Below are 26,160 nucleotides of genomic sequence, written 5' to 3'. Positions count from 1 at the left end.
ACGGCATTTAACACTACAGTCAGTCACAACGTGGTGGCAGCGTCTGACAGGCGCTGTTGCCATTCATCCACGTGACTTCACGGAAAATACCGGAAAATGAACGACCCGACACCGTTATCCGTTCTCTTAAGCTCTCCGACGATTAGCTTTCTGTCGGATGGTTAAACAGTAACCGTCGTGCGGTGTCTTCGTCGGTCACCAGTCCGTTAATCCAACGTCCCCGCAGTACGGCCTGTATTGCCTGAAACTTTTCAGTGCCGCCGGCAAAGGCAATCCGTTCATTTTGTGGACAGGGCTTCAGAGGAATGCTGGTACGGCGAAGGTCCAGCAGATCACCAACCAGATGACCGTTCTGATCGATAAAATTACCTAACATTTCAGCGACAGCCCCGGCCGACACCAGCCGCTGTACATCACTGCTATCGATAAAGCCGTCGGCATGCAGCGGACACTGAAAGTTGATTTGCCCGATACCCAGGAAAGCCACATCAGCCTGGCTGGCTTTACTGGAAATCAGCTTGTAAATCCGCTGGTTACACCAGATATCCCGATCTTCCGGACTGTCGGCAAACAGAGGGGCTGGCAGGATAAAGTATTTGCTATGGATCTTCTCCGCAATACTAAGCGGGACATCATATTGGGTACAGGAGCCATCCGAGGCGATAGCGCCAATCAGCGACAGACAACTGTGCTGAGGATAGTGTAAATCCGGCAGTTGTTTGATCGCAGCACGAAGCGCGCGACCGGAGCCTAACGCGATAATTTGCGGCTGCTCACGGTTAATCACCCGTTCCAGTTCTTCGGCTGCGGCCACGGCTATCATCCGGTTTAAGGTGGCGGAATCCAGTCCCGCAGAAGGAACAACCTGACAGCGGACCAGCTGAAAGTTTTCTGCCAGTTGTGTGGCCAGTGAAGCACATTCTGCAATATTGTGATTGATATTAACCCTTACCAGCCCGAGCTCACTGGCGGCGGCGACCAGTCGTTGTGCAACCTGACGTGAGACACCGAGCACCTCAGCAATCTGATGCTGGGTTTGTCCGCCTACGTAGTACATCCACGCTGCTCTTGCTGCAAGTTCATGTTTTTTATTTGATTTCGCCATTATTCATCCATCGTGTCCTGGGGTGTTCATGACTACTATAGCGCCTGATAATCCCGTCAGGCTGATTTAAAATAATAAAAATGTGATTTATTGCTCATATTTAGGGCAATTGTTCGAATATATTAATTTTAAATAATTACTCGAAGCATAAACATTTGCCCAAAATGTTAATTCCTCTGAGGAAGTCTGATTATGTCTGCAATCACTACAACACCGAATGTCTGGATGCATCTTGGAGCCGGTTCTTTTCACCGGGCACATCAGGCCTGGTATCTGCATCGTTTACTGCAACAACAGGATGAACGCTGGTCAATTGCACTGGGGAATATCCGTAATGATGCCGATGCGCTGTTAGCCGCACTACAACAACAGGGGGGTCAATACACCCTGGAAACCGTCACTCCGGAAGGGGTACGCGACTATGAAACCATTACCTCGATTCGTAAAATTTTACCTCACGACCCGCAACTGAGTGCACTTATTGCCCAGGGTGCGTCGCCGGCCACCAAAGTGATTGCGTTTACGGTGACAGAAGGCGGTTATTATCTGGATACGGAACACCGGCTGGACCCGCAGCAAGCGGATATAAAGGCCGATTTAGCCGGTGGAGCCTGCACTATTTATGGCGCCCTGACACGTATCCTGAACGGCCGGCTGCAGGCGGGAGGAGAACCGGTTACGCTGCTGAGTTGCGATAATCTGCGGCATAATGGTGAACGTTTCCGTCAAGGATTTCTGACGTTCCTGACACTGTCCGGCCAGCAACAGTTACATGACTGGGTAGAAAAACATACCACCTCACCGAATACCATGGTTGATCGTATTACACCGCGTCCGACTCCGGATATTGCGCCGCGGGTCCTGGAAGTTACTGGCATTCATGATGCCGAACCGGTGATGGGGGAAGCCTTTATCCAGTGGGTGATTGAAGATAATTTTATAGCCGGGCGACCTGCACTGGAGAATGTGGATGTCGAACTGGTGGAATCCGTGCAGGCATTCGAAGAAGCTAAAATCCGTATCCTGAATGCCAGCCATAGCTGTATTGCCTGGGCAGGAACACTGATTGGTCAGTCCTATATTCATGAAAGTACCAGCACTGAGGCCATCAAACAGTTGGCGTGGAATTATGTCACCGAAGATGTCATTCCCTGCCTGTCACCGAGCCCGCTCGACCTGCAGGTTTATCGCGATGTTGTCCTGTCACGGTTTAGTAATCCCTATATTCAGGATACTAACCAGCGCGTGGCGGCAGATGGTATCTCTAAAATCCCCGGTTTTATTACCCCGACCCTGATGGAATGTTATGCCAGAGGGGATATACCGCGTGCGACGGCTGTCCTGCCGGCACTGTTCTTCCTGTTTATGCAGCGCTGGCATCGTGGTGAGCTGCCCTATCAGTATCAGGACGGGGTCATGAACGCCGACGAATTACACCGGATGTTTGATTCAGAAGATCCGCTGGGTCTTTTCGCGTCAAATGAGGCGTTATTTGGTGAACTGGCGGCCAAACAGTCTGGTTTTACTCAACTACTGCGTGACACGGTTGCGCAACTGAAACCGTTGCTGGCATCTGCAGCACACTGACCGGAGGCGCTGTGTATCTTGGGATTGATGTCGGAACATCCGAAATAAAAACCCTGGTCATTGATGAACAGGGGAAGATTGTGGCCATTGCCGGTGCAGAATTAACCATTCAACGTCCGCATCCTCACTGGTCAGAACAAGACCCGCAAAGCTGGTGGATGGCATTACATCGTGCGATGGGTCAGTTACGCGAAAAAGCCGCGGGGCATTGGCCGTCGATTAAAGCCATTGGTTTATCCGGTCAGATGCACGGTGCAGTATTACTGGATAAACATGGCGAAGTTTTACGGCCCTGTATTTTATGGAACGACACGCGAAGTGCGGAGCAATGCCAGCAACTTACGGCAAAAGCACCTTCACTGCACCGTATAGCCGGTAACCTGGCAATGCCTGGGTTTACCGCGCCAAAATTGCTCTGGGTTGCCCGTCATGAACCGGATATTTTTGCACGGATCGCGCATGTTTTGCTGCCGAAAGATTATCTACGCTGGCAGATGACCGGTGAATTCATCAGCGATATGTCTGATTCAGCTGGCACGTTATGGCTGGATGTGGCGAAACGTGACTGGTCAGATGAATTGTTACAGGCTTGCGATCTTACCCGCGAAATGATGCCGGCGTTAGTGGAAGGCACTGCGCCTGGCGGGCGTCTGACTCCCGGGGTCGCCGCCGAATGGCAGTTGCCCGCCGGGCTGGTGGTGGCTGGTGGTGGCGGTGACAATGCTGCCAGTGCGGTTGGTATCGGAGCAGTCAGGCCGGGTGACGCCTTTATTTCGCTAGGAACCTCAGGAGTGTTATTTACCGTTAATGAGTGCTACCGGCCAAATCCGCAATCGGCGGTACATGCTTTCTGTCATGCTTTACCACAACGTTGGCACCAGATGAGCGTGATGCTAAGTGCGGCCAGCGCACTGCGCTGGGTCTCTCAGATTGTTAGTTGCGATGAAGCCACCCTGATGGCAGAAGTTGGCAGGCTGACGCTGGAGCAACGGCGTAATGCTCCGATCTTTCTGCCCTACCTGTCTGGCGAACGCACTCCGCATAACGATCCTCAGGTAACTGCATCTTTTCATTATCTGACACATGACGTTACCCGCGCCCATCTCGGTTATGCGGTGATTGAGGGTATTACATTCGGTCTGGCGGATGGTTTACGGGTGTTGAACGAAGCAGGTACCGAACTAAACGAATGTTCTCTGGTTGGAGGCGGGGCCCGCAGTGCTGAATGGGCTCAGTTAATCGCGGATATCCTTAATCTGCCGATTATTACCCATGAAGGCAGCGAAGCCGGGAGCGCATTAGGTGCAGCCAGACTGGCCTGGCTTGCCGATGGCGGTGACGAATCGCAGGTGTGCGTCAAACCGGCGGAGAAACAACGTTTCTTGCCACAGGCAGACCACTGGGAATACCTGCAAAAACGTCTGAAAGCATTCCGGCTGATGTATCAGCAGCAATCGGAGGCAAGAAAAATATTAGCTTAACCCCTTCCCCTGGCATTGCGGGGGATTGATGTAACCGATGCCGGTAGCGTCCTCTGTTTAAGGAAACTCTGGCTGCTCTGTCCCTACGTATAGGAAAGCATTATGAAAATAAAAACGCTGGTTTGTAGTATGGCACTGGTTATAGCTTCTGTTTCGTCAGCCTCTTATGCGGCGGATAGTATTAAAGTCGGTTTCGCTAACCGGACGCTGAATGGTGCCTTTTTTAACGGGCTGACCGAATATATGAAAATTCATGCCAAAGAACATGGTTATGAATTAATTACTACTGATGCACGTGGTGACCTGAATAAGCAAATCTCCGATGTGGAAGATATGCTTTCTCAGGGGATCAACTATTTAATTCTGAATCCGCAGGATCCTGAAGCTGGTTTGCGTATTACACAAATGGCCAAACAGAAAAATGTTCCCGTCGTAGTCCTGGACAGTGATATTTCCTTGGATGCGCCGGTGATTACCCGTGTACAGGCAAACAACGTGAAAAACAATATTTTGATTGGTGAATATGCGGTAGACAAATTTGGTGATAAACCGCTGAACTGCGTTTTAATCAGTGGTAATCAGGGAAATCTGGTGGGCGAAGCCCGTCGGGATAACTTTATGCGGGGTGTCCTCGAAGCTCAGTTGCGTAAATATAACCATACTCAACTCACGATCCTTAGCCAGGGTTGGGGTAACTGGGACCAGCAAGGGGGGCTGAAAGCCATGGAGGATATGATTGTTGCTCAGGGCGATAAAATTAACTGTGTGTACAGTGAAATGGATGATATGGCGTTAGGGGCAATTCTTTCTCTTCGTGCGGCGAATAAACTGCAAAATGTTAGCGTATTCTCCCACGATGGTTATAAAAAAGGTCTGGAAGCCATTAAACGCGGAGATTTACAGGCGACCGCATCAAATAACCCAGATTTACTGACAAATACGGCACTGGATGTCATTAAGAAATATCAGGCTGGGCAGAAAGATTTCCCTGACTATGTATACATCCCGTCTATTCTGATCACCAAGGATAATGTGGATAAATATTATAAAAAAGATTCGATTTTCTGATAACAGCCTCTCCCCTGGAGACATGGGAGAGGCTGGTTGCAGAGGGCCTGCCAATGGAAAACTACGCGATTGTAATTGAGCATGTCAAAAAACGCTTTGGCGGGATTCATGCTCTTAAAGATGTTTCATTAAAGGTGAAGCATGGTGATATACATGCGATTGTTGGTGAAAACGGTGCCGGTAAATCAACATTAATGAAAATTCTGTCGGGGATTTATATAAAGGATGACGGAACATTAAAAATTAACGGCGAAGAACTGCATTTTACCTCACCGGCACAAAGCCGTGAAAATGGTATCGGTATTATTTACCAGGAGCTGGCACTGGCACCTGATTTAACCGTGGCAGAAAATATTTATCTCGATAGTTTAGGCCGCGGAAAAGGTATTGTTCACTGGAATAACTTAAATAAGAAGGCCGGCCGGGTATTAAGCCGTCTGGGATTTGATATTGCACCGGGGCAGAGAGTGGGTGATCTCAGTATCGCCTACCAGCAGATGGTTGAAATTGCTAAATCCCTTGCTCGTGATGTAAAAATTTTAATTCTGGATGAGCCGACGGCTGTTTTATCCGAACGTGAGATCGATATTCTGTTCAGCCAGCTTAAATTACTAAAAGGGCAGGGGGTTACGATCCTCTATATTTCTCACCGTCTGGAAGAAATATTCAGAATTTCCGATGCGATCAGCGTGATTAAAGATGGCGAATCTGTCGGGGAACTTGATCCTCATACCTGTACCGAAGATGACATTATTTCTGCGATGGTTGGCAGGAAATTTGAAAATCTCTATCCGGTAAAAAACGTTCCTCAACAGGAGGAAATTCTGCGGGTAGAAAATCTGAATACCCGCAGTTTGCTGAATAATATCGATTTGCAGGTGCGTAAGGGCGAAATTGTCGGTCTGGCGGGCCTGGTGGGGGCTGGGCGCAGTGAAATCGCGCGTTGCCTGTTCGGTATTGACCCGATGATTAGCGGAACTGTGATCAAGAATGGCCGCAAAATTACCTCCCGTCATCCGGCCGATGCAGTTCGGCATGGTATTGGCCTGGTGCCGGAAGACAGAAAGCATCAGGGGGCAATACTGACACAAAGTATTCGAGAAAATATTTCACTGTCACGTATTAAAAAGATCTGTTTTGGCGGCGGACTGATCAGTTACTCCCGTGACCGCTCTCTGGCCAGTGGCTACCAGAAGAAATTAAAAATCCGCATGGGTTCGACCGAGTATCCGGTCTCCAGTCTGAGTGGTGGCAATCAACAAAAAGTGGTGATTGCAAAGTGGCTGAATACTGAATGCGATTTTCTGATCCTTGATGAACCTACTCGCGGTGTCGACGTCGGGGCCAAAGTGGAAATTTATAATGTGATCCATGAACTGGCGTGTCGTGGTTTTGCGATCTTATTGATCTCTTCAGAGATGATCGAAGTGATCAACCTTTCTCATCGGGTTTACGTCATGAGTGAAGGCAGTATTACGTGTGAACTTCAGGGCGAACAAATTACTGAAGAAAATATTATGAAGCATGCCATTCCTAAACGTGCACTGACTGAATGAGGAACATTATGGAACAGGTTAAAACATCGCAACCGGCAGCAACCTCATCTAGTAAAGTTGTCACTTTTTTACTGAATAATTCAACACTGATCGTTTTTATTCTGATGCTGGTGGTTGCCGGCTTCCTGTCTGATAAATTCTACAGCGGCGATAATATTACCAACGTATTACGCCAGAGTGTACCCCTCGGACTGGCTGCGTTAGGCATGCTATTTGTTATCCTGACCGGAGGTATCGATCTGTCGGTCGGGTCAGTGATGGCATTTATTTCAGTACTGGTTGCGATTTTGATCCCAGAGATTGGTCTCTGGCCGGCAGTGTTCGCTAGTCTGTTTGCTGCGGCTATTATCGGGGCAGGAGCGGGGACATTGGTCACTCTATTTAATATCGCGCCTTTTATTGCCACCCTGGCGATGATGACCATTACCCGTGGGTTAGCCCTGATAATCGCTAAGGGGCAGCCGGTGTTTATCGACGATATGACACTGGTGGATTTCGGTACCGGTTACCTGCTCGGAATCCCGCTGCCGGTTTACATTCTGCTGTTGTTCGCTGTAGTGGCTTATCTGGTTTACAAATACACGGTGTTTGGCCGGCTGGTAATCTCCATTGGCTCAAATGAAACGGCAACCCGTTTTGCTGGTATCAGGGTGGGTTGGTATAAGTTTGCTGTTTATGCGGTCAGTGGTTTTGCCTGCGGACTGGCGGGATTAATGGCCTCGACCCGTACCGGGGTAGGATCACCAGTTTTATCGGTCGGTTTTGAACTGGATGTTATCGCTGCGGTAGTTGTCGGTGGTGCAAGTCTGGCGGGCGGGCGGGGCAATGTCCTCAATACCATCATTGGCGTGATGATCCTGAGTATTATTTCTAACCTAATGAACCTGATGAATATTTCCGGATATAACCAGCAAGTGGTGAAGGGTGTCATTATTATCGCTGCCGTGATGCTGGAAGGGTTGAAATCCAAACAACGTAACTAACAGGTACCACGCTCATGTCGCCGTTGCGGCTGGCAGTGGCGACAGAGTGCTGTTGTGTGTGTGGTTTAATGTACTCCGCAATATCGTAAGACAGCGGTTACTGCCGCTGCGCTAACAATAACCGCAATCAGTGGTAACCGGCGCAACGTCATGATGACGGCCACAGCGACACCACCGAGCCGGGCCGCCCCGGCAAAGTGGTCGTCGTGGAAAAAGGTCGCAATTAGCGCCACGGCCAGCAACAACGTGGTGGCAGCGTCTGACAGGCGCTGCTGCCATGCTTCAGGAAGCGCTATCCGGTTTCCCAGCCGACTGCTGACGAAACGCATCAGAAAAGTACCTGCCGCCAGCAAAAAAATCCCGGTCAGTAACAGTGGATTACTGGTCATTTTTTTTCCCCCTGAGAGCGACTCCGGCCAGTGATATCAGTACCGGTAAACCGACAGGCAACCAGGGCACCGTCAGCAGTGCTAATAATGCTCCGCTACCGGCCCGACGACGGGTATCTCTTTTTTTCAGTGCCGGAATCACCAGTGCCAGCATAATGGCCGGAAATACTGCATCCAGCCCGATAGCCCCGGGGTCTGGCAGGTGGCGACCAATCAGTAAACCAGCCAGCACACCTCCGGGCCAGCAGATGGCAATACCTATCCCACACAGCCAGAACGCAGCCCGCTGTTGCTGTCTGTCGGGTTGTGACAGTCCAAACATCACGCTTTCATCATTCATTATATGACTACCGACAATGCTGCGTCGTCCATGCCCCACCAGATCACGCACGGCGATACCAAACGGAATATGTCTGGCATTGACCAGTAACCCGGCAGCAGCAGCAGCCAGCGGGCTCCCTCCCCCGGCGACCATACCAATAAAGATAAATTCTGACGCTCCTGCCATCACCAGCAGAGATAACGCTAACGGGACCCATAGCGGAAAACCCAGACTGCCAGCCAGTGAGCCATAAGAGAGAGCGACAATGCCATCCGCCAGAGATACCAGCAAAATAGCTTTAATAACATCCGGTGGCAGAGCGGAATAGAGTGGTTTATCCATGGTGATACCGTTAAAATGAACGTAAGTACGATATAATGAACACCTGCGAGGTGTTTTACAACCAGAACGTTTCGTTCGATATAAAAAACGCACGGGGAATTATGAATCCGCCTATCTCGGTTATCGCCCGCAGTCTGTCCCGGGAACGGCAACGTTCAGGGCTTTCTCTGGCTGAAGTGGCACGTCGTGCCGGTATTGCCAAGTCCACTCTGTCACAGCTGGAATCCGGGAGCGGAAACCCTAGCCTGGAAACTCTCTGGTCGCTATGCATGGCGCTGGATATGCCGTTTGCCAGATTACTGGAAGAGGAACAGAGCACCGTGCGTCTGCTACGCAGGGGAGAAGGGCTAGCCGTGAATTCAGGGCTGGCCAACTATCAGGCAATTCTGCTGGCTAACTGTCCGCCGGGAGCGCGGCGTGATGTTTATTCGTTGCATGTTCAGCCAGGCAGTGATCGTTTGTCCGAACCTCATCTGCCAGGATCTGTCGAGCATATTATTTTAGTCCGCGGGCGGGCACTGGTAGGGCTGGCAGACAGTCCGGTAGAGCTGAATCCGGGAGATTATCTGTGTTATCCGGGGGATTTGCCGCATATTTTCAGGGCACTGGAGAAAGACACCGAAGCTTTGCTGATTGCTGAACATCGTGGTTAATACAGCGGCCACTCCCCCTTAAGGGAGCGGCCGCGAACAGATTAACTACCGAGCATAATACCGCCATCGACTGCGATATGCTGTCCGGTAATAAAACCGTTTTTCATCAGGAACAAGTAGGTGCTGGCCAGCTCATCAATTTCTGCAGTGCGTTGCAGAGGAATAAGCCCGGCAAAATGCTGACGGGTAGATTCTACCTGCTCTGCCGGTTGATCGCGCCAGAACGGAGTCACCGTCCAGGTCGGGGATACAGCATTTACACGGACATGCGGTGCCAGTTCTACCGCCAGAGCTTCTGCCAGCACATTGATGCCCAGGTTACCGACATAGCTTCCGGAAGCATTTTGTGCCCGGCCACCGGTACCTGAAGTGAAAACCAGGCTGCCACCGTGACGCACTTTTTTACCGGCCAACTGACCAATACGCACGTTAGTAAAGAATTTAGATTCGATGACATGGCGCAGTACCTTCATGTCGGCGTTGAGGAAGCCACCGCCCATCACATCACCAATCATTGACACCAGGTGGTCGAACGCAGGCAGTTTTTCAAACAGTTGCTCCAGCGCTTCGTGATCATGTGCGTCCACCTGGAATGTCTGTACCTGCGGAGCACCTTTGGCAGTCAGGTGTTGCTGTGCTTCGGCCAGACTTTGCGGGTTTCTGCCAATAATCAGCAGGCTGGCCTTTTCGGCGGCAGCCAGCTCTGCAACACGCAGACCAATACCAGAGTTACCACCAATCACAGCAACGGTTTTATTTGCTAATGTCGTCATGATATTTCCCCTGTTAAAGCGCTGCCGCTGCCCGTGTAGCGATGGCGTTATCTTCTTCACCGCTGGCGCCGCTAACACCGACAGCGCCAATCACCTGTCCGTCAACTACAACCGGTACGCCGCCCTGCAGCGGGGTGACTCCCGGAGTTGCCAGGAAACTGTTCAGGCCGCTGTTAATGAAATCTTCAAACAGTTTTGAGGGTGCCTGCAGACGAGCAGCAGTGCGCGCTTTTGCCAGGGCGACATCGATGGTGACACCGGATGCGCGATCGCTACGCTCAAATGCGGTCAGATCACCGGCAGCATCAACGACAGCTACGCTCAGGGATAAATTCGATTCCTTTGCAGCATTCAGAGCCGCAGCAATAATTTTCTTTGCCGCAGACAGGGTAATTTGCGGACGAAGGTATACATCAGATACTGAATTCCTGTCACTCATAACCATAACTCCGATAATATTTATTAATGATTTCGCGTCAGGAGCGCCCGCTCCTGCCCGCAAAGGAATCAGCTGGTACTGTCACCACTGACCCCGAATGAGACCACTGCTTTGGTATAAAACACCTCAATTTTCTCTGCAGCCAGCAGGGCAAACAGCTGATCAGCCTGTGGCTCAGTCACCACCAGGATCACCTGGACTGGTTGAGCAGAGACATCAAACAGGGTGATACAGTGATCGAGCCCGTCATGGCCAAAACCCTCTATGCCGGCGTTCAGTGTTGCACCACGAAGTCCCATCTGTCGGGCTGTTGCCATTAGCCACTGAGCCACTGACTGCTGTTTATGGACCCGTTCCTGCTGGGTGAAAAAGGTAATCTGGTAACCTGTTTGCATCACCGGCTCCTGAGTAAAAAATTAAGGGTTATCGGTTTGGATAGTCGGCTCTGCTGACATACCCACTTTCAGACGATCAAGGTTTTTCTGTCCGGCATCAGGAACGATACGCACCGTGATACGTTGCACTATTTTGGTAAAATTTCCTGAAGCATTATGTGCCGGGAGCGGAGAAAAACTCACATTACTGGCCGGTGATAAACTTTCGACCTTACCGGTAAAGGTGACCCCTGGCAGCGCATCCACATGGAAGGTGACGGACTGTCCCGGGTGTACATTGGTCAGCTGGGTTTCGCGGTAGTTAGCATTGATATACAAACGGTTAAGCGGAACCAGAGTTAACTGTTCTTCCCCGGTATGGGCATAACTGCCGGTACGTACCACACGCTGAGCGACAATTCCGTCCTCAGGGGCTTTAATCTGGCAATAAGAGAGGTTGAGCAGAGCATCGGCATGAGCGACATTCGCTTGTTGTAAGTCTGCGGCGGCCTTCTCCTGGTCTGCAAGTAGCACCTGGGTCTGGTCTTTAATTGCCTGCAATGCCGCGTTGTTTTTCATCAGCGTGGCACGGGCAGTTTTCCAGTTTGCTTCAGCAGCTTGCTGAGCCTGACGGGTACCTGAACCGTCACGGGCCAGATTACTGAAACGCTGACGATTTTCTGTCGCTAACTGCAGATCAGCCTGGCTGGCATCGATAGTGGCCTGTGCCTGTTGCTGTTCACTGCCCTGACGTTCGATTTGTGCTTTCAGTGAATCCAGCGTGGCCTGAGCACTGCGAATGCCGGCATCTGCCCGTTGCAGGGCAATCTGATAGTCACGATCGTCGAGCGTAAATAACAGCTGTCCGGCGCTTACCGATTGGTTATCTCTGACCATCACCTGGCTGATGACCCCGGAAATCCGTGGTGCAATAGAAGTGAGGTCGGCCTGAATGTAAGCATCATCGGTAGTTTGTGATGATGCGTCAGATTCGGGCCGGTTCATCAACCATAGGGCGACAATAACTACCAGTACGGCAACTACGATGGCGGTGATTTTAAAACGTGATGATTTACTCATAGCGGGTTGTATTATCCATTACTGGCTGTCGTTGACGGAGAAGCAGGCGCAGACGCTGCCGGCGGTGTATTGGCCGGCAAACGCGGGGCCGGAATATATTTCAGGCATAACACCCCCGGAATTAATAGCAGGGTGACAAAGGTAAAAATGTAATAAATATCGGCGGTGGACAGCAGTGCCGACTGCTGGCTGATCCATTCAGCAACCTGTCCGGTGCTTACTGAAGAAGAGGTTTCCGGCCAGCGGCTGCCAAGGTTGTTCAGCAACATTTCACTGTGAAAACTGCCACGCAGGTAGCTGATTTGTTCGATCAGTGCCGCGCCAAATACTGTGCCGGCGGCACGTAGTGTATTGATTATCCCTGAAACAAACGGACCTTCCATGGGTTGCACAACACTGGTCGCCAGAAACAGCAGCGATATGATGGCCAGCGGCTGACCAATCATCTGCAGCAGTACCGAGGTAGTAAACTGAGCAGTCATCCACTGGTCGGTGATGCGAGTGTTCAGCCAGCAGGAGAGAGCAATACACAGTAATCCGAGAACAAAGGTTTTACGCGCATCGACCCAGGGCTGATAAAGCAGCAGTGCGACCAGAGGACCAACCACCAGCTGCGGCAAACCGACCATCAAGCCCAGCGATGCGACCTGAGGCAGACGGAATCCCTGAATATGTTCGAGGATGGTCGCTGGCAGAACGACTGCAGTGCTCATGATCACCAGCAGGCAGATAAACAGAATAAAACCGAGCCACAAATTGCGGCGTTCCAGTAACTGCAGGCGAATGAAAGGTGTGGGGTGGAACCACTCACTGATGATAAAAATGGTGCATAACACTGCGGCGCAGAGAAAGGCAGCACAGATGAGTGGTGAGTTAAACCAGTCAAGACGTACCCCCTGATCCAGACCAATTACCAGTAAGCTGAGACCCGGAATACCAAAAGCCATACCAAACCAGTTCCCCTGCTTCATGCGCGGTAATACCGGTGGCATGATCGGGATTCCCCAGGCGACCAGAAGGAAAGCCAGAATACCTGGCGGGATCATTATCCAGTAAATCCAGTGCCAGTCAGATAACTGGTCAACCGCCAGCGAAGCAAGCCACAAGGCGATATTGGGCGCAAAGGTAGCGGTCATTGCATACAATGCCAGCCCGTGCAGGCGGATAGATAAAGGCAGGAAGCGCAGTGCAGACATCATCAGCAGAGGAATCAACGCACCGGCAGTGAATCCCTGTATTGCACGCACAAAAATCATGACCGGTAAGGCGTGCAAAAACGGCAGTATTGCAGCCAGTACCAGGGTAGATCCTAACATCCACATATGAAAGCGGCGCAGCGAAAAAGTGATCGCACACCAGGTGGCAAACGGCATCACCGAAAGCTCACCGGCCGAATAGGCAGTATTCAGCCATGATGCTCCGTCGTGGCTAAAACCCAGGGCACCGCTGATATCTGCCAGGGCCAGCCCGGGCAGCCGGTCACTGAGGCCTGCCAGCATGGCGGCCAGCAGTACGCCCAGTAGTCCGCAAGCCAGGCGCAAAGTAAAGGCAGGTGGCGCTCCCGGAGGCGGCGCAGAAGGTGCCCCCGGAGCACTACCAGGCGCGGCAGTGGTTACTGGCTGGCTCATGACGGATGCCTCTGCTGGCTGTTACCAGCCTGCCAGCCACCGCCCAGTGAACGGTATAAAGCAACCAGCGCCAGTTCCCCGGCTGCGGCACAATGAGTGACTGCCAGCTGGCTTTGCAACAGTCCGCGACGAGCTATCAGCACATCACTGAATTCGCCGGCACCCTGTTGCCAGGAGCGCTCAGCCACCTGGAGTGCCACACGGTTCTGTTGTTCCGCAGCTACCAGACGTGGATATTGCAGTTGCTGATTGTTCCATTCATCCAGTGCGTTGATCACTTCATGCCAGGCCTGTAATACCGTTTTGTGGTAGGTGAGCGCCGCAGCTTTCTGGCTGGCTTTACTCAGGGCCAGCTGACTTTTCAGACGTCCTCCCTGGAATACAGGCAGATACAGCGTCGGTCCCAAACCGTAGAAACGGTTATGTGGTTCTCCCAGACCTGAGAAGCTGTAAGACTGGAATCCGGCTTCGGCACTCAGGCCAATGCGTGGATAAAAATCGGCTTTCGCGGCCTGGGTATCAGCAATCGCTGCCCGCAGTTGCGCTTCCGCCTGCAGTATATCCGGCCGGCGCTGTGCCAGCTCAGAAGGTACACCGGCAGGAACATTCGCCGGCATTTCCGGTAACGGAGCGCTACTCAGTTGGTTATCCAGCTGATGTGGCGGCTGACCGGCAAGTAATGCCAGTGCGTTCATCAACAGATTTTTTTGTTGCTGCAGAGCAATCAGTTCTGCTGCGATTTGCTGATCATCGGCACTGGCTGATGCCTGCTCATTCATCGTCGCCACGCCGTTGCGCTGGCGGCTTTCGGCAATCCTGAGCATATCTTTGGCAATCCTCTGATTTTCCTGAAGAACCTTTTGCCGTGCATCGAGTTCACGCAACAAAATATACTGGCGGGCAACATCACTGCTGACGGAAACCTGAACCATATCTTTGCCGTACTGGCTGGCCATCACATTTTCGGCAGCAGCATTGCGTAACTGACGCAGATGGCCCCATAAGTCGACCTCCCAGCTGGCCTGGGTGCCGAATTGCCACAGTTCATAACTGCTGTCAGGTGCACCTAATCTGGCGTAAGGAGAGTCAGCACTCAGTGCTGAACGGGTTTCGCTGCCATTTACGGAAATCTGCGGATACAACGCCGAAGCTGCCATGCCGGACGCTGCGGCACTCTGTTCCACATGGGTTGCTGCCAGTTGTATGTCCGGATTATTTTGTACGGCATTCTGTTCCAGCCGGTCCAGTAAGGGATCATTAAATACTGACCACCATTGTTCAGGAACAGCAGCAGTTTTCAGTGCCGGCAACTGTGAGGCCAGAGCTTTCCAGTACTGACTGCTTTGTGCTCCGACTGAGCTCTCATCCGGTACTTTTCCGGCAGGCGAGAGACAACCAGACAGTAGCAGACAAACAGCCAGATAGAGTGGTGCCGGAAAACGGCAAAAACGAAGACTGCTCATAAAATAGAATGACCTTTGATAACCAGGGGAATATTTAGCTGTACTAATCGGTACAGTTAATGGCATATTCCTAAAGTTGTCAAGTTATGTAGTGCTATAAGACAGTGTTATAATGCGGGTTGTACAGAGAAGTTAAAGATGTACCGGTGAGTACCGGTCAGGGAGAAAGTATGCAGGACCAATCAGTGACAGCGAAACCGCTGACAGAGAAACAACTGACAGTATTACTGGCTGCTTCAGACGTGTTTCTTGAACATGGTTTTAGTGCCGCAACCACCGATATGATTCAGCAGCGGGCGGGGGTATCGAAGGCCACAGTCTATGCGTTTCGAACCAGTAAAGAAGCACTGTTCAGTGCTGTTATTGAGCATCAGTGTGCAAAAATGACTCAGGCGGTACGTAATATTTTACCGGCCAGCGGTGACCTGGAAGGTACTTTACGCAAACTGGGCCATGCCTATCTTGGGATTATTTTTTCTACCAAGGGGCTGGCGCTGTACCGGGTGGTGATGGGTGAGTGCCAGCGTTTTCCGGAGTTGGGGCATATCTTCTGGCAAAGCGGGCCAGTCACTATCGTTAAAATGGTAGAAGAGCATCTGTTGAACGCAGTGCAAGCCGGGGACATTTCGTTACAGCGTACCGGCACCCATCTTGCCGCCCGTCAGTTTGTCAGCCTGCTACGGGGCGAATCGTACAACGAATATCTGACCCATCCGGCGGCTATTCCGACAGACGGACAGATTGAGCGCTGGGTGGAGCAGGCAGTCGATACCTTTCTGCGGGCATTTCGTTGCTCTGAATTACCCACAGTGTAAGAGGCCGTTCAACGGAAGACAGCAGGCAGTCCCCTGCGGGACCCTCCTGCTGTTGGCCAGTTATTTTGCCGGGCGGTAACTCAGATTATCCGGTTCATCAGGCAGTTTGGTGAAATGTGTCACGATGTAGTGATAATCCGCCGTTGCATCCAGATTTGGCAACTGTGTTGGGTAGAACCAGTGAGCCAGAATTTCCACGCCGATGATGTTCCACGGATGGTTGTAGAAATGGTGATAGATACCACCGACATGACCTTCCGACACGGCGGGAATATTGGCTACCGCAGTACGTTGCAACAACTTATCAAAGCTGGCTTTAATATCTGAAACTTTGGTGTTGTAGCCAAACGGCAGTACCGGATTGCCCGGAGCTCCACGTTTTGAGCCTGTCATCAGATACCAGTCCGGGCGCATCGCAATAATTTTTTCCGGATTAATAAATCCGCTGGAACCGGTCAGCAATTCAGTCCCGATATTAATCCCACCGGCCGCGGCCACCAGTCCCCCCCAGCCATTGCTGGCATGGGTAAAGCAGCAGTTGTCGGAGTTACCGGCAATCGGTTCAATAAATACTAGTGGTTTTTTCTGCTGATGATCGACGACATCGTTAATCTGTTTCAGGCGGGAAAGATAGAAGTCAGTATACTCTTTGGCATTCTGTTCTTTGTTCAGAACTTTCCCTAACAGGGTAATACTGGGAACGGTATCCTGCATCGGATGCAGCTCATAATCGACAAACAGTACCGGGATATGCAGTTCGCGAAAACGTTTCAGGACTCCGGTCTGTTCCAGCGCTGGTTTTGCTCGCAACTGGGCAATCAGCAGATCAGGATGGCTGGCGATGACTGTTTCAGGGTCCACATTCCCCTGGTCAGACTGGCCCATATCCGGAATAGAAACCGCCTTTGGCCAGGTTTTACTCAGCAGAGCCCATTCCTGACCGTCTTGTTTTTTAATCAGGTTGTTCCAGGTGATAACCCGGGCAAATGGGTTATCGCGATCCAGCAATGCCAGAGCCATAATATCGCGGCCGTCCTGCAGGATAATTCGCTGTGGCTCATGGTTAATCACAACAGTCTGATTATCCATATCTTTGACAGTCAGCGGATATGTGGTCGCCAGCGCTGCCAGAGGGGATAAGCATAAAGCGGCAGTAATATAGCGAGCCACACCCTGAAAACGTTTTTTAGCGTGCTTCATTGGGATTCCTGAATAGTTTGCGATCAATAGACCTGAATATTTCACAGTACAGTAAAACTGTACCTAAACAAAAATGAGAATTGAAATCATATACAATCAATCTTCTAAAAGGGAGCCGGAAACAGCGGTATCTGTAACTGCTGGTAAATATTCGGGTGTGAATGTTACCTGTCACCAGGGATGCGGCCAAATAACGGAGCTGCTGACAAATTTTTACCGCTGTTTAGGTTGTGTAAATTGTTTAACGTTGAATTAAGACATTTTCAGGGTATCATTCGTAATGATTATTATTCTATTTTGTCGGCGGATAAGCATGGCCTTTTGAACGTGCTGTTTTTCACTACTCCGCAGCAGAAGATCACCTGCCAGTACCTTTGACAAAATAATGCCCTCAGTTTTCAGAACGCGGAAGTATCATTAATGAGTACTGTTACAGAGTCGGTTGCCAGCCAGAATGAAGGCGTTGGGGCTGAATATCGAAAAATTATCCGTAAGCGCGTGTTACTGCTTCTGGTGCTGGTTATCGCAATTTGTTGTAGTGTCATCCTCGATTTTACTATTGGTCCTGCCCGGCTAAACCTGACCACTCTGCTCACTGCACTGGTTGAACCCTCAGCGGTTGATGATGCGACACGGGTTATTGTCTGGGATATCCGCCTGCCTTTTACCCTGATGGCGGTTGTCATTGGTTTTGCTCTTGGATTGTCGGGCAGTGAAATGCAGACCATCCTGAATAACCCGTTAGCCAGTCCGTTTACTCTTGGCGTATCTTCGGCTGCCTCGTTTGGTGCGGCCCTGGCACTGGTGCTGGGCATTGGTATTCCCTGGATACCAGGCCAGTGGCTGGTAACCGGTAATGCTTTTATCTTTGCCATGCTGACCGCCTTTATTCTTAATCTGGTCAGCAGACGGACGGCGAATACCCGAACTACAGTGGTGTTGTTTGGGATTGCGCTGGTGTTTACCTTCAATGCACTGGTCGCCATGATGCAGTTTATTGCCAGTGAAGATACCTTACAGTCGCTGGTATTCTGGACTATGGGCAGCCTGGGGCGGGCTTCGTGGCCGAAACTGGGAATCATGGCCGCGGCTATCGTTATCCTGTTGCCGTGGGCGATGCGTAGTTCCTGGCAACTGACGGCATTACGTTTAGGGGAAGACCGTGCCGCCAGCTTTGGAATTGATGTGTCACGGTTACGGATGACTTCGTTGCTGCGCATCAGCCTTGCCTCTGCACTGGCGGTGGCATTTGTCGGGCCGATTGGTTTTATCGGGCTGGTGGCGCCACATATTGCCAGGCAGCTGGTCGGCGAAGATCACCGGTTTTATCTGCCTGCCAGTGGCTTGATTGGTGCTCTGGTACTGTCGCTGGCATCTGTGGTTTCTAAAAACATCGAACCGGGTGTCATCATTCCTATTGGTATCATCACTTCACTGGTCGGAGTGCCATTCTTTATTGTGATTATCCTGCGTCACCGGGGGAATTTATGACAGATTCCCTGAATATCAGGCAGCTGACCACCGGTTATCGTCGGCGTCCGGTCATTAATAATATGACCCTGGAACAGATTCCCCGGGGCAAAGTGACAGTACTGTTGGGACCGAATGGTTGCGGGAAATCCACGTTATTGCGTGCTCTGGCCGGGCTGAACCGGGCAAAGGGTGAGATCTGGCTGGATAACCAGAATCTTAATCAGATGACGCTCGCTGACCGCGGTGACAAGGTCGTTTATCTGCCGCAAAGCCTGCCATCCGGAGTTCATCTGCAGGTACTGGAATCCATTCTGGTAGCCGCGCGGGCAACCGGTCAGCACGGTGCTGCTTTTACTCCGGAACGGATAATGCAGTTACTGGAAGAGGTGGGTATCGGTTCGCTGGCGCTGAGATTTATGGATGAGTTGTCTGGCGGTCAAAAGCAAATGGTCGGGCTGGCTCAGTCACTGGTGCGTAACCCTTCATTGCTGTTGCTCGATGAGCCACTCAGCGCGCTTGATTTAAACTATCAGTATCATGTGATGAGCCTCGTCTCCCGTGAAACCAGAATCCGCGATATGGTCACCGTCGTGGTATTGCATGATATTAATATTGCCCTGCGCCACAGTGATCACGTCGTTATGATGAAAGCCGGGCGTATTGTGGCCAGCGGCGTACCTTCCGAAGTAATCACTCCACAAAGCCTGGCGGAGGTTTATGGCGTCCGCGGGCGCATAGAGTTGTGCTCGCAGGGTGTTCCACAGGTACATATTGATGGCCTGGTCAGCGGCGGTATCTGACCTCTCCGGTCGGAACGGGCAGACAGTGTCTGCCCGTATCCCTCATCCCTGACCTCTCTTCTGTGGGTCTGCTGCACCAGACTTTGTCTTCCTCTGCACCCGATCAGTGAATTTTCTCCCGTTGTCGTGACAACCCCCTTCCGCTGAGGCGTTTTACTCTCTGTGATGGCTGGCACATAAATTGCTTTCTCCTGACGATTAAAAATTAAAATACCCCGGGGGATGAGTATGAGTATTTATGCGTCTGAATTAGCCGAGAGAGACGGCGTGGCAGCCAGTGAAAAATGGAAACAACTGGCATTTGGTCTGATATGTATGGCTTCAATTTCCAGCCCGCAATATGTCTGGACCCTGTTAACTAAGCCGATGATGGAACAGTTTTCTGTCGGATTACCTGAATTACAGGTCACTTTCTCGTTGTTGATTATCCTGCAAACCTTCTTCTCTCCGTTTCAGGGCAAGCTGGTGGACTATTTTGGTGCCAAAAAGCTGATTGCTATCGGCACCTTATTGTCCGGTTTCAGCTGGGTATTAACTGCCCAGGTACACAGTATTGCCATGTTATATCTGGTGTATGGCGGTATCGGCGGTCTGGGTACCGGGATCGTCTACGTCGGCGTGGTTGGGCTGGTGGTACGTTGGTTTCCTGAAAAACGTGGCTTTGCCGCAGGAATGGTTGCTGCGGGTTACGGGATGGGAGCCATTGTTACCACGTTCCCCGTATCACTGACCCTGGAAAAGCATGGCCTGAACATGACCCTGACAGCGTTTGGTCTGCTGTTTGCCGTCATCGGAGTACTGGCCAGTCAGGGGTTAAAACAGGCTCCGGTCTCTGCTGCCGGTGAGGCGGCGAGTGGGACTGCTGTACGACAGAAACAGTTTACTGCCGGCGAGATGTTACGCCAGCCACTGTTCTGGCTGATGTTTTTTATGATGACTTTTATGTCCACCTCCGGACTCATGGTGACCTCGCAAATGGCGACCTTTGCCCGTGATTTTGGTGTCAGTCATATAGTGATTGCCGGAATGGCCGCATTACCGCTGGCCCTGACTATTGACCGCTTTACTAACGGTCTGACGCGGCCTTTGTTTGGTTTTATTTCGGATAAGCTGGGGCGTGAGCAGACAATGTTTATTGCCTTTGCGCTGGAAGCTGTCGCCATGACACTGTGGCTGATGTGCCGGCATGATGCGGTATTATTTGTTCTGTTATCCGGAGTGGTATTTCTTGGCTGGGGCGAAATTTTTTCATTATTCCCGGCAACCCTGACCGATACTTTCGGATCGCAGCATGCCACCACTAACTATGGCTGTCTGTATATCTCTCAGGGGGTCGGTTCGGTTATCGGTGGTCCGCTGGCAGCGATGTTGTATCAGCATACCCAAAGCTGGATGCCGGTATTCAGTAGTGCGATTACGCTGGATGTTGTGACAGCAGTACTTGCTTTACTGGTGCTTAAACCAGTGCGCCAGCGGTTTCTTAAACGCCATCAGATGTAACCAGATATCCCGGAGCCAGACCCAAAGGCCTGGTTCCGGATCGGGCACTATTATTGGCCAGAGTTTTGTAACTGTTTCAGGGCCACAATATCTGCCGGAGTCGTCCGGCAGCAACCGCCAATCAGTCTGGCTCCTGCGGCCAGCCAGTCAGGTAAATAATCCGCCAGACTGGCACAGCTTTCTCCCCCGGAATGCCAGTGTTTGCTCACCGCATCGTATTGCTCACCGGAATTTGGATAAACAACCAGTGGCAGAGGTGTCAGCGTTTGCAGATAACGCAGAGCGGCGGTGGTGTCAGCCAGGGCAATACAGTTGATTCCTGCCGCAACGATCTGCGGATAACATTCGATAAAAGCCATGACTTCACTGAGCGGCGTTCCGTCACTCAGGTGCTGTGCATCGCGCAGAGTAAACGAGAACCAGGCACGGGCCCGTGGGAAAGCGGTCAGCAGTTCGGCCAGTGCCTGAATCTCTTCAAACGAAGGCAGTGTTTCACAGGCCAGCAGGTCGGCACCGGCTTCCAGCAATGCAGCGATCCGTGGCCGGTGAAATTCCTGATATTGCTGCGGCGTACAGTGATAATCACCGCGATACTCAGAACCGTCTGCCAGGAAAGCACCGTAAGGGCCGACTGAACCGGCAATCAGTAGTGGTCCGGCATCCGGATGTTCCGATAAATAACGGTGACGGGCATCTGCGGCCAGGGTGACACTAAGGCGAATCAGCGCCTCTGCGTCAGCCGCAGAGATTCCACGGGCCGCAAATCCTGGCAGGCTTGCCTGGTAGCTGGCGGTAATGGTGCACTGCGCCCCGGCCTTAAAATAGTCGTAATGTACCTGGCTTATCAGCTCAGGATTTTCGGTCAGCAGCTTCGCTGACCACAAGCTGTCGGTCAGATCACAACCACGATTTTCCAGCTCGGTGGCCATAGCACCGTCCAGCAACAGAAACGACTGATGTTTGCCGGATAACGGTAACGGATTATTTAGCGGCATACTGCTTCTCCTGCGCTGTTGGATTCCCGCGATTATTCAGGCGGCGGGTAATAAAGTAAGCAACATAGCATACCGCGACAAACGGAATTCCACACCATAAGGCAATGCGCTGATCCGGGTCAAAAGCCAACCCGACACAGGCAACCAGGCATAAAATAAAGCCCAGTACCGGCACCAGCGGATAGCAGGGGGCGCGGTACAGTAATTCATTTGCAGATTTACCCTGCTGTAAATGGCGACGGCGAAATACAAAATGCGAAGCACAGATACTTAACCAGACGGCGACGACGGCAAAACCTGAAATCGCGGACAGGGCGACAAACACTGTATCCGGTGCAATTACACTGGAGGCCAGGGCCAGGATGCCACCCAGCATACTGACAGACAGGGCAGTCAGCGGGACTCCCCGTGAGGTCAGCCGTGTGAAGCATTTTGGCAGGGTGTTCTGATTTGCCAGTGACCAGAGCATTCTTCCTGAAGCATACAATCCGGAATTAGCAGCAGACAGGATAGCCGTCAGGATGACCAGGTTAAAAAATCCGGCTGCATAAGGGATTCCGACTTTCTCGAACACCAGTACAAACGGGCTTTTTTCGACACCAGCCTGTTGCATCGGAATCAGTGCCGCCAGAATGAACACGGTACCAACAAAGAAAATAATCAACCGGACTACGGTAGTACGGATAGCGATTGGAATAACTTTATGTGGATTCTCGGTTTCACCAGCGGCAATGCCAATCAGCTCTGTGCCGGAAAATGCGAAATTGACCGCTACCATCGTCATCAGAATCGGCAGGCCACCGTGGGGGAACCAGCCCTGAGAGGTAATATTATGCAGGCCCGGGGCAGGGCTGCCATCGTGCATTGGCAGAATTCCTGTCATTGCCGCTACGCCCAGCACCAGAAACAGGACAATGGTGAATACTTTAATCAGTGAAAACCAGAATTCGCCTTCGGCAAAGAATCGGGTTGAGACAATATTCATACCGAAAATCAGTACACAAAACACCAGGCACCAGATCCAGACCGGAATCTGTGGAAACCAGAACTGCATACAAAAACCGGCAGCGGTAAAGCTGGAACCCAGGGCGACTGTCCATGTCAGCCAGTAAAGCCAGGCCACCGTGTAACCAGTCGCCGGGCCGAGATAGCGGCTGGCATAAACATGAAATGCGCCGGTTTCCGGCATGGCAACAGACAATTCTCCCAGGCATTGCATGACCAGCCAGACAACCAGTGCGCCGATCAGATAGGCCAGTAATGTTCCGGCCGCCCCGGTAGAAGAGATAATATAACCAGTATTAAAGAATAGACCGGTACCGATGACCCCGCCCAGTGACAACATCACCAGATGGCGGGATTTCATAGTGCGCTTCAGAGGCGCGTTTGTGGTATCCACCTGCATATAACCTTCTATACGTATAGACATCCAAATCGGGTGCGACGATGGTTATACCGGCAATAATCACAAAATGCAAAATCCTGTTTGCGGGTTTTCCCGGAGAATGGGTCGAAAAGAGTGTTGATCAGTAATGGTTTTTCCCGGTGACTTCTTTTACAAACATAATGAAGTCCTTCAGTGCATGATGATAACGACGGCGCTGCCAGGCCAGAGTCAGGGTGGTGGTGGCCTGCTTATCTTTCAGTTCACAGTAACCAACCCCCGGGATCAGAATTGACCGCTGAGTTTCCGGCACAATAGCCACACCCATTCCCATCGATACCAGCCCGCAGGCCACCGAAACATCACGGGTCTGCATAACCTGGCGTGGGGTGATTCCGGCACGGCGGCAGGCTTCGATCACGGTCCAGCCGAGACCAATTCCCGGAGGGTCTTGCTGAATCAGAAATGTTTCATCCGCCAGCTCATCCAGAGTCAGGCAGGGCTGTTTAAGTAGCGGATGGCTGGCTGGTAACACTGCAATCATCGAACGGGTCACTACATCCATATAATCAAGCTCAGGAATCCGGGGAACCGGCGAGCGGATTAACGCGGCATCAAGTTGATCATTTAGCAGACGTGATATCTGATCGTCAACGCTATGTTCTTCAATTGTAATACTCATCGTCGGCTGTTGCTGCCGGTAACTGTTAATTAACATTGACAGTGCCGGATCGAGAATCGAACTGCCAACATAACCGAGTGTTAAATGTCCTTTAAGTCCCTGTTTCAGAATGCGGACATGATTGCGGAATTGCGAGAAGTGACTCAGGGCCAGACTGGCTTGCGGCAGTAGTTGCAGCCCTTCATAGGTAAGTTCCACATTTCGCCGGTCGCGTTTAAACAAATGCAGGCCGGTTTCCTGTTCCAGCGCTTTAATATGCTGACTCAGTGCGGGCTGAGCGATATTAAGTCGCCCAGCCGCCCGACCAAAATGAAGCTCTTCAGACAGGACCACAAATGCATGTAAATGCCGGTATTCCATGCCATTCTCCGGGGGAGTTTTGATAATGATTGCTTATTAAAAATGCGGTTATTGTGATTAGACAATAATCACCAAAATTCAGACACTGAGCGGGAAGTAAATCGGCGCAGGTCAGTGGGTACTGATCAAAATCCTGAGGGATGATAATGACATACCTGAGATTTTTTGCCGTTGATTTTTTACCGATGACATCAGTCTGAGAGGTTTTACCATGACAGATAACCAGAAAAAAGTAACGGACTTACGAAGTGCGATTGAAGTCTTAAGTCAGTATGATGATGAACTGATTTATACCGATGAACCGGTCGATCCTATCGCTGAATTATCCGGGGTTTATCGTTATGTCGGTGCACATGGTACCGTCCAGCGCCCAACCCGTGTCGGTCCGGCGATGATCTTCAATAAAATTAAAGGTTACGATGATATGCGGGTCCTGATTGGCCTGTTGTCATCACGTAAACGTGTTGCCCGTCTGTTCGGTACTGAGCCAGAAAAACTGGCGTTTATGCTGAAAGATGCGGTGGCTACACCTATTGCACCTGTAGTCATCCCAAATTCACAGGCGAAATGCCAGGAAGTGGTCCATCTGGCCACCGATCCTGACTTCGATATCCTGAAAATTTTGCCAGCACCGACCAATACCCCGGAAGATGCCGGCCCGTATTTCACCCTGGGTATGTGCTATGCCGCTGACCCTGAAACTGGTGAACACGATGTCACCATCCACCGTCTGTGTGTGCAAAGTAAAGATGAAATCTCAATGTACTTTGCCCCGGGTCGTCACCTGGATGTGTTCCGTAAAAAAGCCGAAGCTGCCGGTAAAGCGTTACCTATCACTATCAGTATCGGTGTTGACCCGGCTATCGAAATCGGTGCCTGCTTTGAGCCACCAACAACTCCACTGGGCTTTGACGAATTGTCTATTGCCGGTGCTTTACGTCAGCAGGCAGTTGAACTGACTGAAGCGGTTTCTGTAAAAGGCGCTTTCGGGATTGCCAATGCTGAAGTGGTGATCGAAGGGGAAATCCTGCCTGGCGTGACCGTTCGTGAAGACCAGAATTCTAACACTGGTAAAGCAATGCCTGAATTCCCGGGTTACACCGGACCGGCGAATGCGGCGTTACCAGTGATTAAAGTGAAAGCCATTACTCACCGTAAACATCCGATTCTGCAAACCTGTATCGGCCCAAGTGATGAACACACCAACCTGGCTGGTATCCCGACTGAAGCCAGTATTTTGCAGTTAGTTGACCGCGCCTTACCAGGGTTTGTCCAGGAAGTTCACTGCCCGTCACCAGGTACCGGTAAATTCCTGGCTGTTCTGAAAGTGAAAAAAACCATCCCTTCAGACGAAGGCAGACAACGGCAGGCTGCATTGCTGGCATTCTCCGCCTTTATCGAACTGAAACATGTGATTCTGGTGGATGATGACGTCGATATCTACGATATGAATGACGTGATGTGGGCGATGACTACGCGCTACCAGGGCGATGTCAGCACCATCTTTATTCCGGGCGTACGCTGCCATCCGTTAGATCCGTCTAACGATCCGGAATTCAGCCACTCCATCCGTGGTCACGGTATCGCCTGTAAAACAGTCTTCGACTGCACCGTACCGTTTGATATGAAAGACCGGTTCCAACGTAGTGCGTTCCTGGAAGTGGATGTGAATCGTTTCATCCCGGGTTTCAACGCTAAATAATCACGG

At 51.2% G+C, this 26,160-nt stretch carries 24 protein-coding genes; 11 read left to right on the top strand and 13 right to left on the bottom strand.

The window, feature by feature from the left end; all coding sequences use genetic code 11:
• Positions 1-142 precede the first annotated feature (142 nt).
• On the bottom strand, positions 143-1,105 hold the full coding sequence (locus A7K98_RS19370) for a sugar-binding transcriptional regulator (protein WP_087490009.1): 963 nt from the start codon (positions 1,103-1,105) through the stop codon (positions 143-145).
• 192 nt (positions 1,106-1,297) lie between these two features.
• On the opposite strand from A7K98_RS19370, the gene dalD reads away from it, so the two are divergent.
• The 5 genes from dalD (at position 1,298) to A7K98_RS19345 (ending at position 7,780) form a co-directional block, all read left to right on the top strand.
• A complete protein-coding gene (gene dalD / locus A7K98_RS19365; protein ID WP_407703090.1) occupies positions 1,298-2,692 on the top strand; it encodes a D-arabinitol 4-dehydrogenase in 1,395 nt (464 codons plus the stop codon).
• An 11-nt stretch (positions 2,693-2,703) separates the two neighbouring features.
• Positions 2,704-4,173: a xylulokinase gene (xylB, locus tag A7K98_RS19360; RefSeq protein WP_087490008.1), complete on the top strand. Its 1,470-nt coding sequence runs from the start codon at positions 2,704-2,706 to the stop codon at positions 4,171-4,173.
• A 129-nt stretch (positions 4,174-4,302) separates the two neighbouring features.
• A complete protein-coding gene (locus A7K98_RS19355; protein WP_087490601.1) occupies positions 4,303-5,241 on the top strand; it encodes a substrate-binding domain-containing protein in 939 nt (312 codons plus the stop codon).
• A gap of 53 nt (positions 5,242-5,294) precedes the next feature.
• On the top strand, positions 5,295-6,797 hold the full coding sequence (locus A7K98_RS19350; protein ID WP_087490007.1) for a sugar ABC transporter ATP-binding protein: 1,503 nt from the start codon (positions 5,295-5,297) through the stop codon (positions 6,795-6,797).
• Between the two features lie 8 nt (positions 6,798-6,805).
• Entirely contained in the window at positions 6,806-7,780 is a 975-nt protein-coding gene (locus A7K98_RS19345) for an ABC transporter permease (RefSeq protein ID WP_407703089.1), read from the top strand.
• 65 nt (positions 7,781-7,845) lie between these two features.
• Here the strand turns inward: A7K98_RS19345 and A7K98_RS19340 are convergent, their stop codons facing one another.
• The gene (locus A7K98_RS19340) at positions 7,846-8,169 is read right to left on the bottom strand and encodes an AzlD domain-containing protein (protein ID WP_087490005.1); all 324 of its coding nucleotides are present in this window, start codon (positions 8,167-8,169) and stop codon (positions 7,846-7,848) included.
• Positions 8,159-8,833 (bottom strand): AzlC family ABC transporter permease, encoded by a 675-nt coding sequence (locus tag A7K98_RS19335; protein ID WP_087490004.1) that lies wholly within the window; start codon positions 8,831-8,833, stop codon positions 8,159-8,161. The genes A7K98_RS19340 and A7K98_RS19335 overlap by 11 nt, the downstream gene beginning before the upstream one ends.
• A 101-nt stretch (positions 8,834-8,934) precedes the next feature.
• On the opposite strand from A7K98_RS19335, the gene A7K98_RS19330 reads away from it, so the two are divergent.
• The gene (locus tag A7K98_RS19330; protein WP_087490600.1) at positions 8,935-9,486 is read left to right on the top strand and encodes a helix-turn-helix domain-containing protein; all 552 of its coding nucleotides are present in this window, start codon (positions 8,935-8,937) and stop codon (positions 9,484-9,486) included.
• A gap of 41 nt (positions 9,487-9,527) precedes the next feature.
• On the opposite strand, the gene A7K98_RS19325 is transcribed toward A7K98_RS19330, so the two are convergent.
• The 6 genes from A7K98_RS19325 to A7K98_RS19300 form a co-directional block, all read right to left on the bottom strand.
• A complete protein-coding gene (locus A7K98_RS19325) occupies positions 9,528-10,259 on the bottom strand; it encodes an SDR family oxidoreductase (RefSeq protein WP_087490003.1) in 732 nt (243 codons plus the stop codon).
• A gap of 13 nt (positions 10,260-10,272) precedes the next feature.
• The gene (locus A7K98_RS19320; RefSeq protein ID WP_087490002.1) at positions 10,273-10,698 is read right to left on the bottom strand and encodes a GlcG/HbpS family heme-binding protein; all 426 of its coding nucleotides are present in this window, start codon (positions 10,696-10,698) and stop codon (positions 10,273-10,275) included.
• Positions 10,699-10,766: 68 nt separating this feature from the next.
• A complete protein-coding gene (locus A7K98_RS19315; RefSeq protein WP_087490001.1) occupies positions 10,767-11,093 on the bottom strand; it encodes a DUF190 domain-containing protein in 327 nt (108 codons plus the stop codon).
• 21 nt (positions 11,094-11,114) lie between these two features.
• Entirely contained in the window at positions 11,115-12,152 is a 1,038-nt protein-coding gene (locus A7K98_RS19310) for an HlyD family secretion protein (protein ID WP_087490000.1), read from the bottom strand.
• A gap of 11 nt (positions 12,153-12,163) precedes the next feature.
• Positions 12,164-13,780, bottom strand: a complete 1,617-nt coding sequence (locus A7K98_RS19305; protein WP_087489999.1) for an MFS transporter — start codon at positions 13,778-13,780, stop codon at positions 12,164-12,166.
• Positions 13,777-15,243, bottom strand: coding sequence for an efflux transporter outer membrane subunit (locus A7K98_RS19300; RefSeq protein ID WP_157666020.1), 1,467 nt, complete (start codon positions 15,241-15,243; stop codon positions 13,777-13,779). The genes A7K98_RS19305 and A7K98_RS19300 overlap by 4 nt, the downstream gene beginning before the upstream one ends.
• 170 nt (positions 15,244-15,413) lie before the next feature.
• Here A7K98_RS19300 and A7K98_RS19295 point away from each other — a divergent pair, with 170 nt between their 5' ends.
• On the top strand, positions 15,414-16,058 hold the full coding sequence (locus tag A7K98_RS19295; RefSeq protein WP_087489997.1) for a TetR/AcrR family transcriptional regulator: 645 nt from the start codon (positions 15,414-15,416) through the stop codon (positions 16,056-16,058).
• Between the two features lie 60 nt (positions 16,059-16,118).
• On the opposite strand, the gene A7K98_RS19290 is transcribed toward A7K98_RS19295, so the two are convergent.
• Positions 16,119-17,258 carry an ABC transporter substrate-binding protein gene (locus tag A7K98_RS19290; RefSeq protein ID WP_087489996.1) on the bottom strand — a complete coding sequence of 380 codons (1,140 nt, stop codon included), beginning with the start codon at positions 17,256-17,258 and terminating at the stop codon, positions 16,119-16,121.
• Between the two features lie 420 nt (positions 17,259-17,678).
• Here A7K98_RS19290 and A7K98_RS19280 point away from each other — a divergent pair, with 420 nt between their 5' ends.
• The 3 genes from A7K98_RS19280 (at position 17,679) to oxlT (ending at position 21,031) form a co-directional block, all read left to right on the top strand.
• A complete protein-coding gene (locus tag A7K98_RS19280) occupies positions 17,679-18,749 on the top strand; it encodes a FecCD family ABC transporter permease (protein ID WP_087489994.1) in 1,071 nt (356 codons plus the stop codon).
• On the top strand, positions 18,746-19,531 hold the full coding sequence (locus tag A7K98_RS19275; protein ID WP_087489993.1) for an ABC transporter ATP-binding protein: 786 nt from the start codon (positions 18,746-18,748) through the stop codon (positions 19,529-19,531). Before A7K98_RS19280 ends, A7K98_RS19275 begins: the two co-directional genes overlap by 4 nt.
• A gap of 228 nt (positions 19,532-19,759) precedes the next feature.
• Positions 19,760-21,031 carry an oxalate/formate MFS antiporter gene (oxlT, locus tag A7K98_RS19270; protein WP_169715421.1) on the top strand — a complete coding sequence of 424 codons (1,272 nt, stop codon included), beginning with the start codon at positions 19,760-19,762 and terminating at the stop codon, positions 21,029-21,031.
• Between the two features lie 50 nt (positions 21,032-21,081).
• Here oxlT and mmuM read toward each other — a convergent pair whose 3' ends face one another.
• The 3 genes from mmuM to A7K98_RS19255 form a co-directional block, all read right to left on the bottom strand.
• Positions 21,082-22,026, bottom strand: a complete 945-nt coding sequence (gene mmuM, locus A7K98_RS19265) for a homocysteine S-methyltransferase (protein WP_087489991.1) — start codon at positions 22,024-22,026, stop codon at positions 21,082-21,084.
• Positions 22,013-23,431, bottom strand: a complete 1,419-nt coding sequence (gene mmuP / locus A7K98_RS19260) for an S-methylmethionine permease (protein WP_198361193.1) — start codon at positions 23,429-23,431, stop codon at positions 22,013-22,015. Before mmuP ends, mmuM begins: the two co-directional genes overlap by 14 nt.
• Before the next feature lie 121 nt (positions 23,432-23,552).
• Positions 23,553-24,452, bottom strand: coding sequence for a LysR family transcriptional regulator (locus A7K98_RS19255; RefSeq protein ID WP_087489989.1), 900 nt, complete (start codon positions 24,450-24,452; stop codon positions 23,553-23,555).
• A 211-nt stretch (positions 24,453-24,663) separates the two neighbouring features.
• Here A7K98_RS19255 and A7K98_RS19250 point away from each other — a divergent pair, with 211 nt between their 5' ends.
• Positions 24,664-26,154 carry a UbiD family decarboxylase gene (locus tag A7K98_RS19250; RefSeq protein WP_087489988.1) on the top strand — a complete coding sequence of 497 codons (1,491 nt, stop codon included), beginning with the start codon at positions 24,664-24,666 and terminating at the stop codon, positions 26,152-26,154.
• Positions 26,155-26,160 lie beyond the last annotated feature (6 nt).

The organism is Tatumella citrea, from assembly GCF_002163585.1.
GTDB classification, from domain to species: domain Bacteria; phylum Pseudomonadota; class Gammaproteobacteria; order Enterobacterales; family Enterobacteriaceae; genus Tatumella; species Tatumella citrea.
Note: the sequence above shows the minus strand (reverse complement) of the source record. Positions and strands in the feature narration are given on the sequence as shown.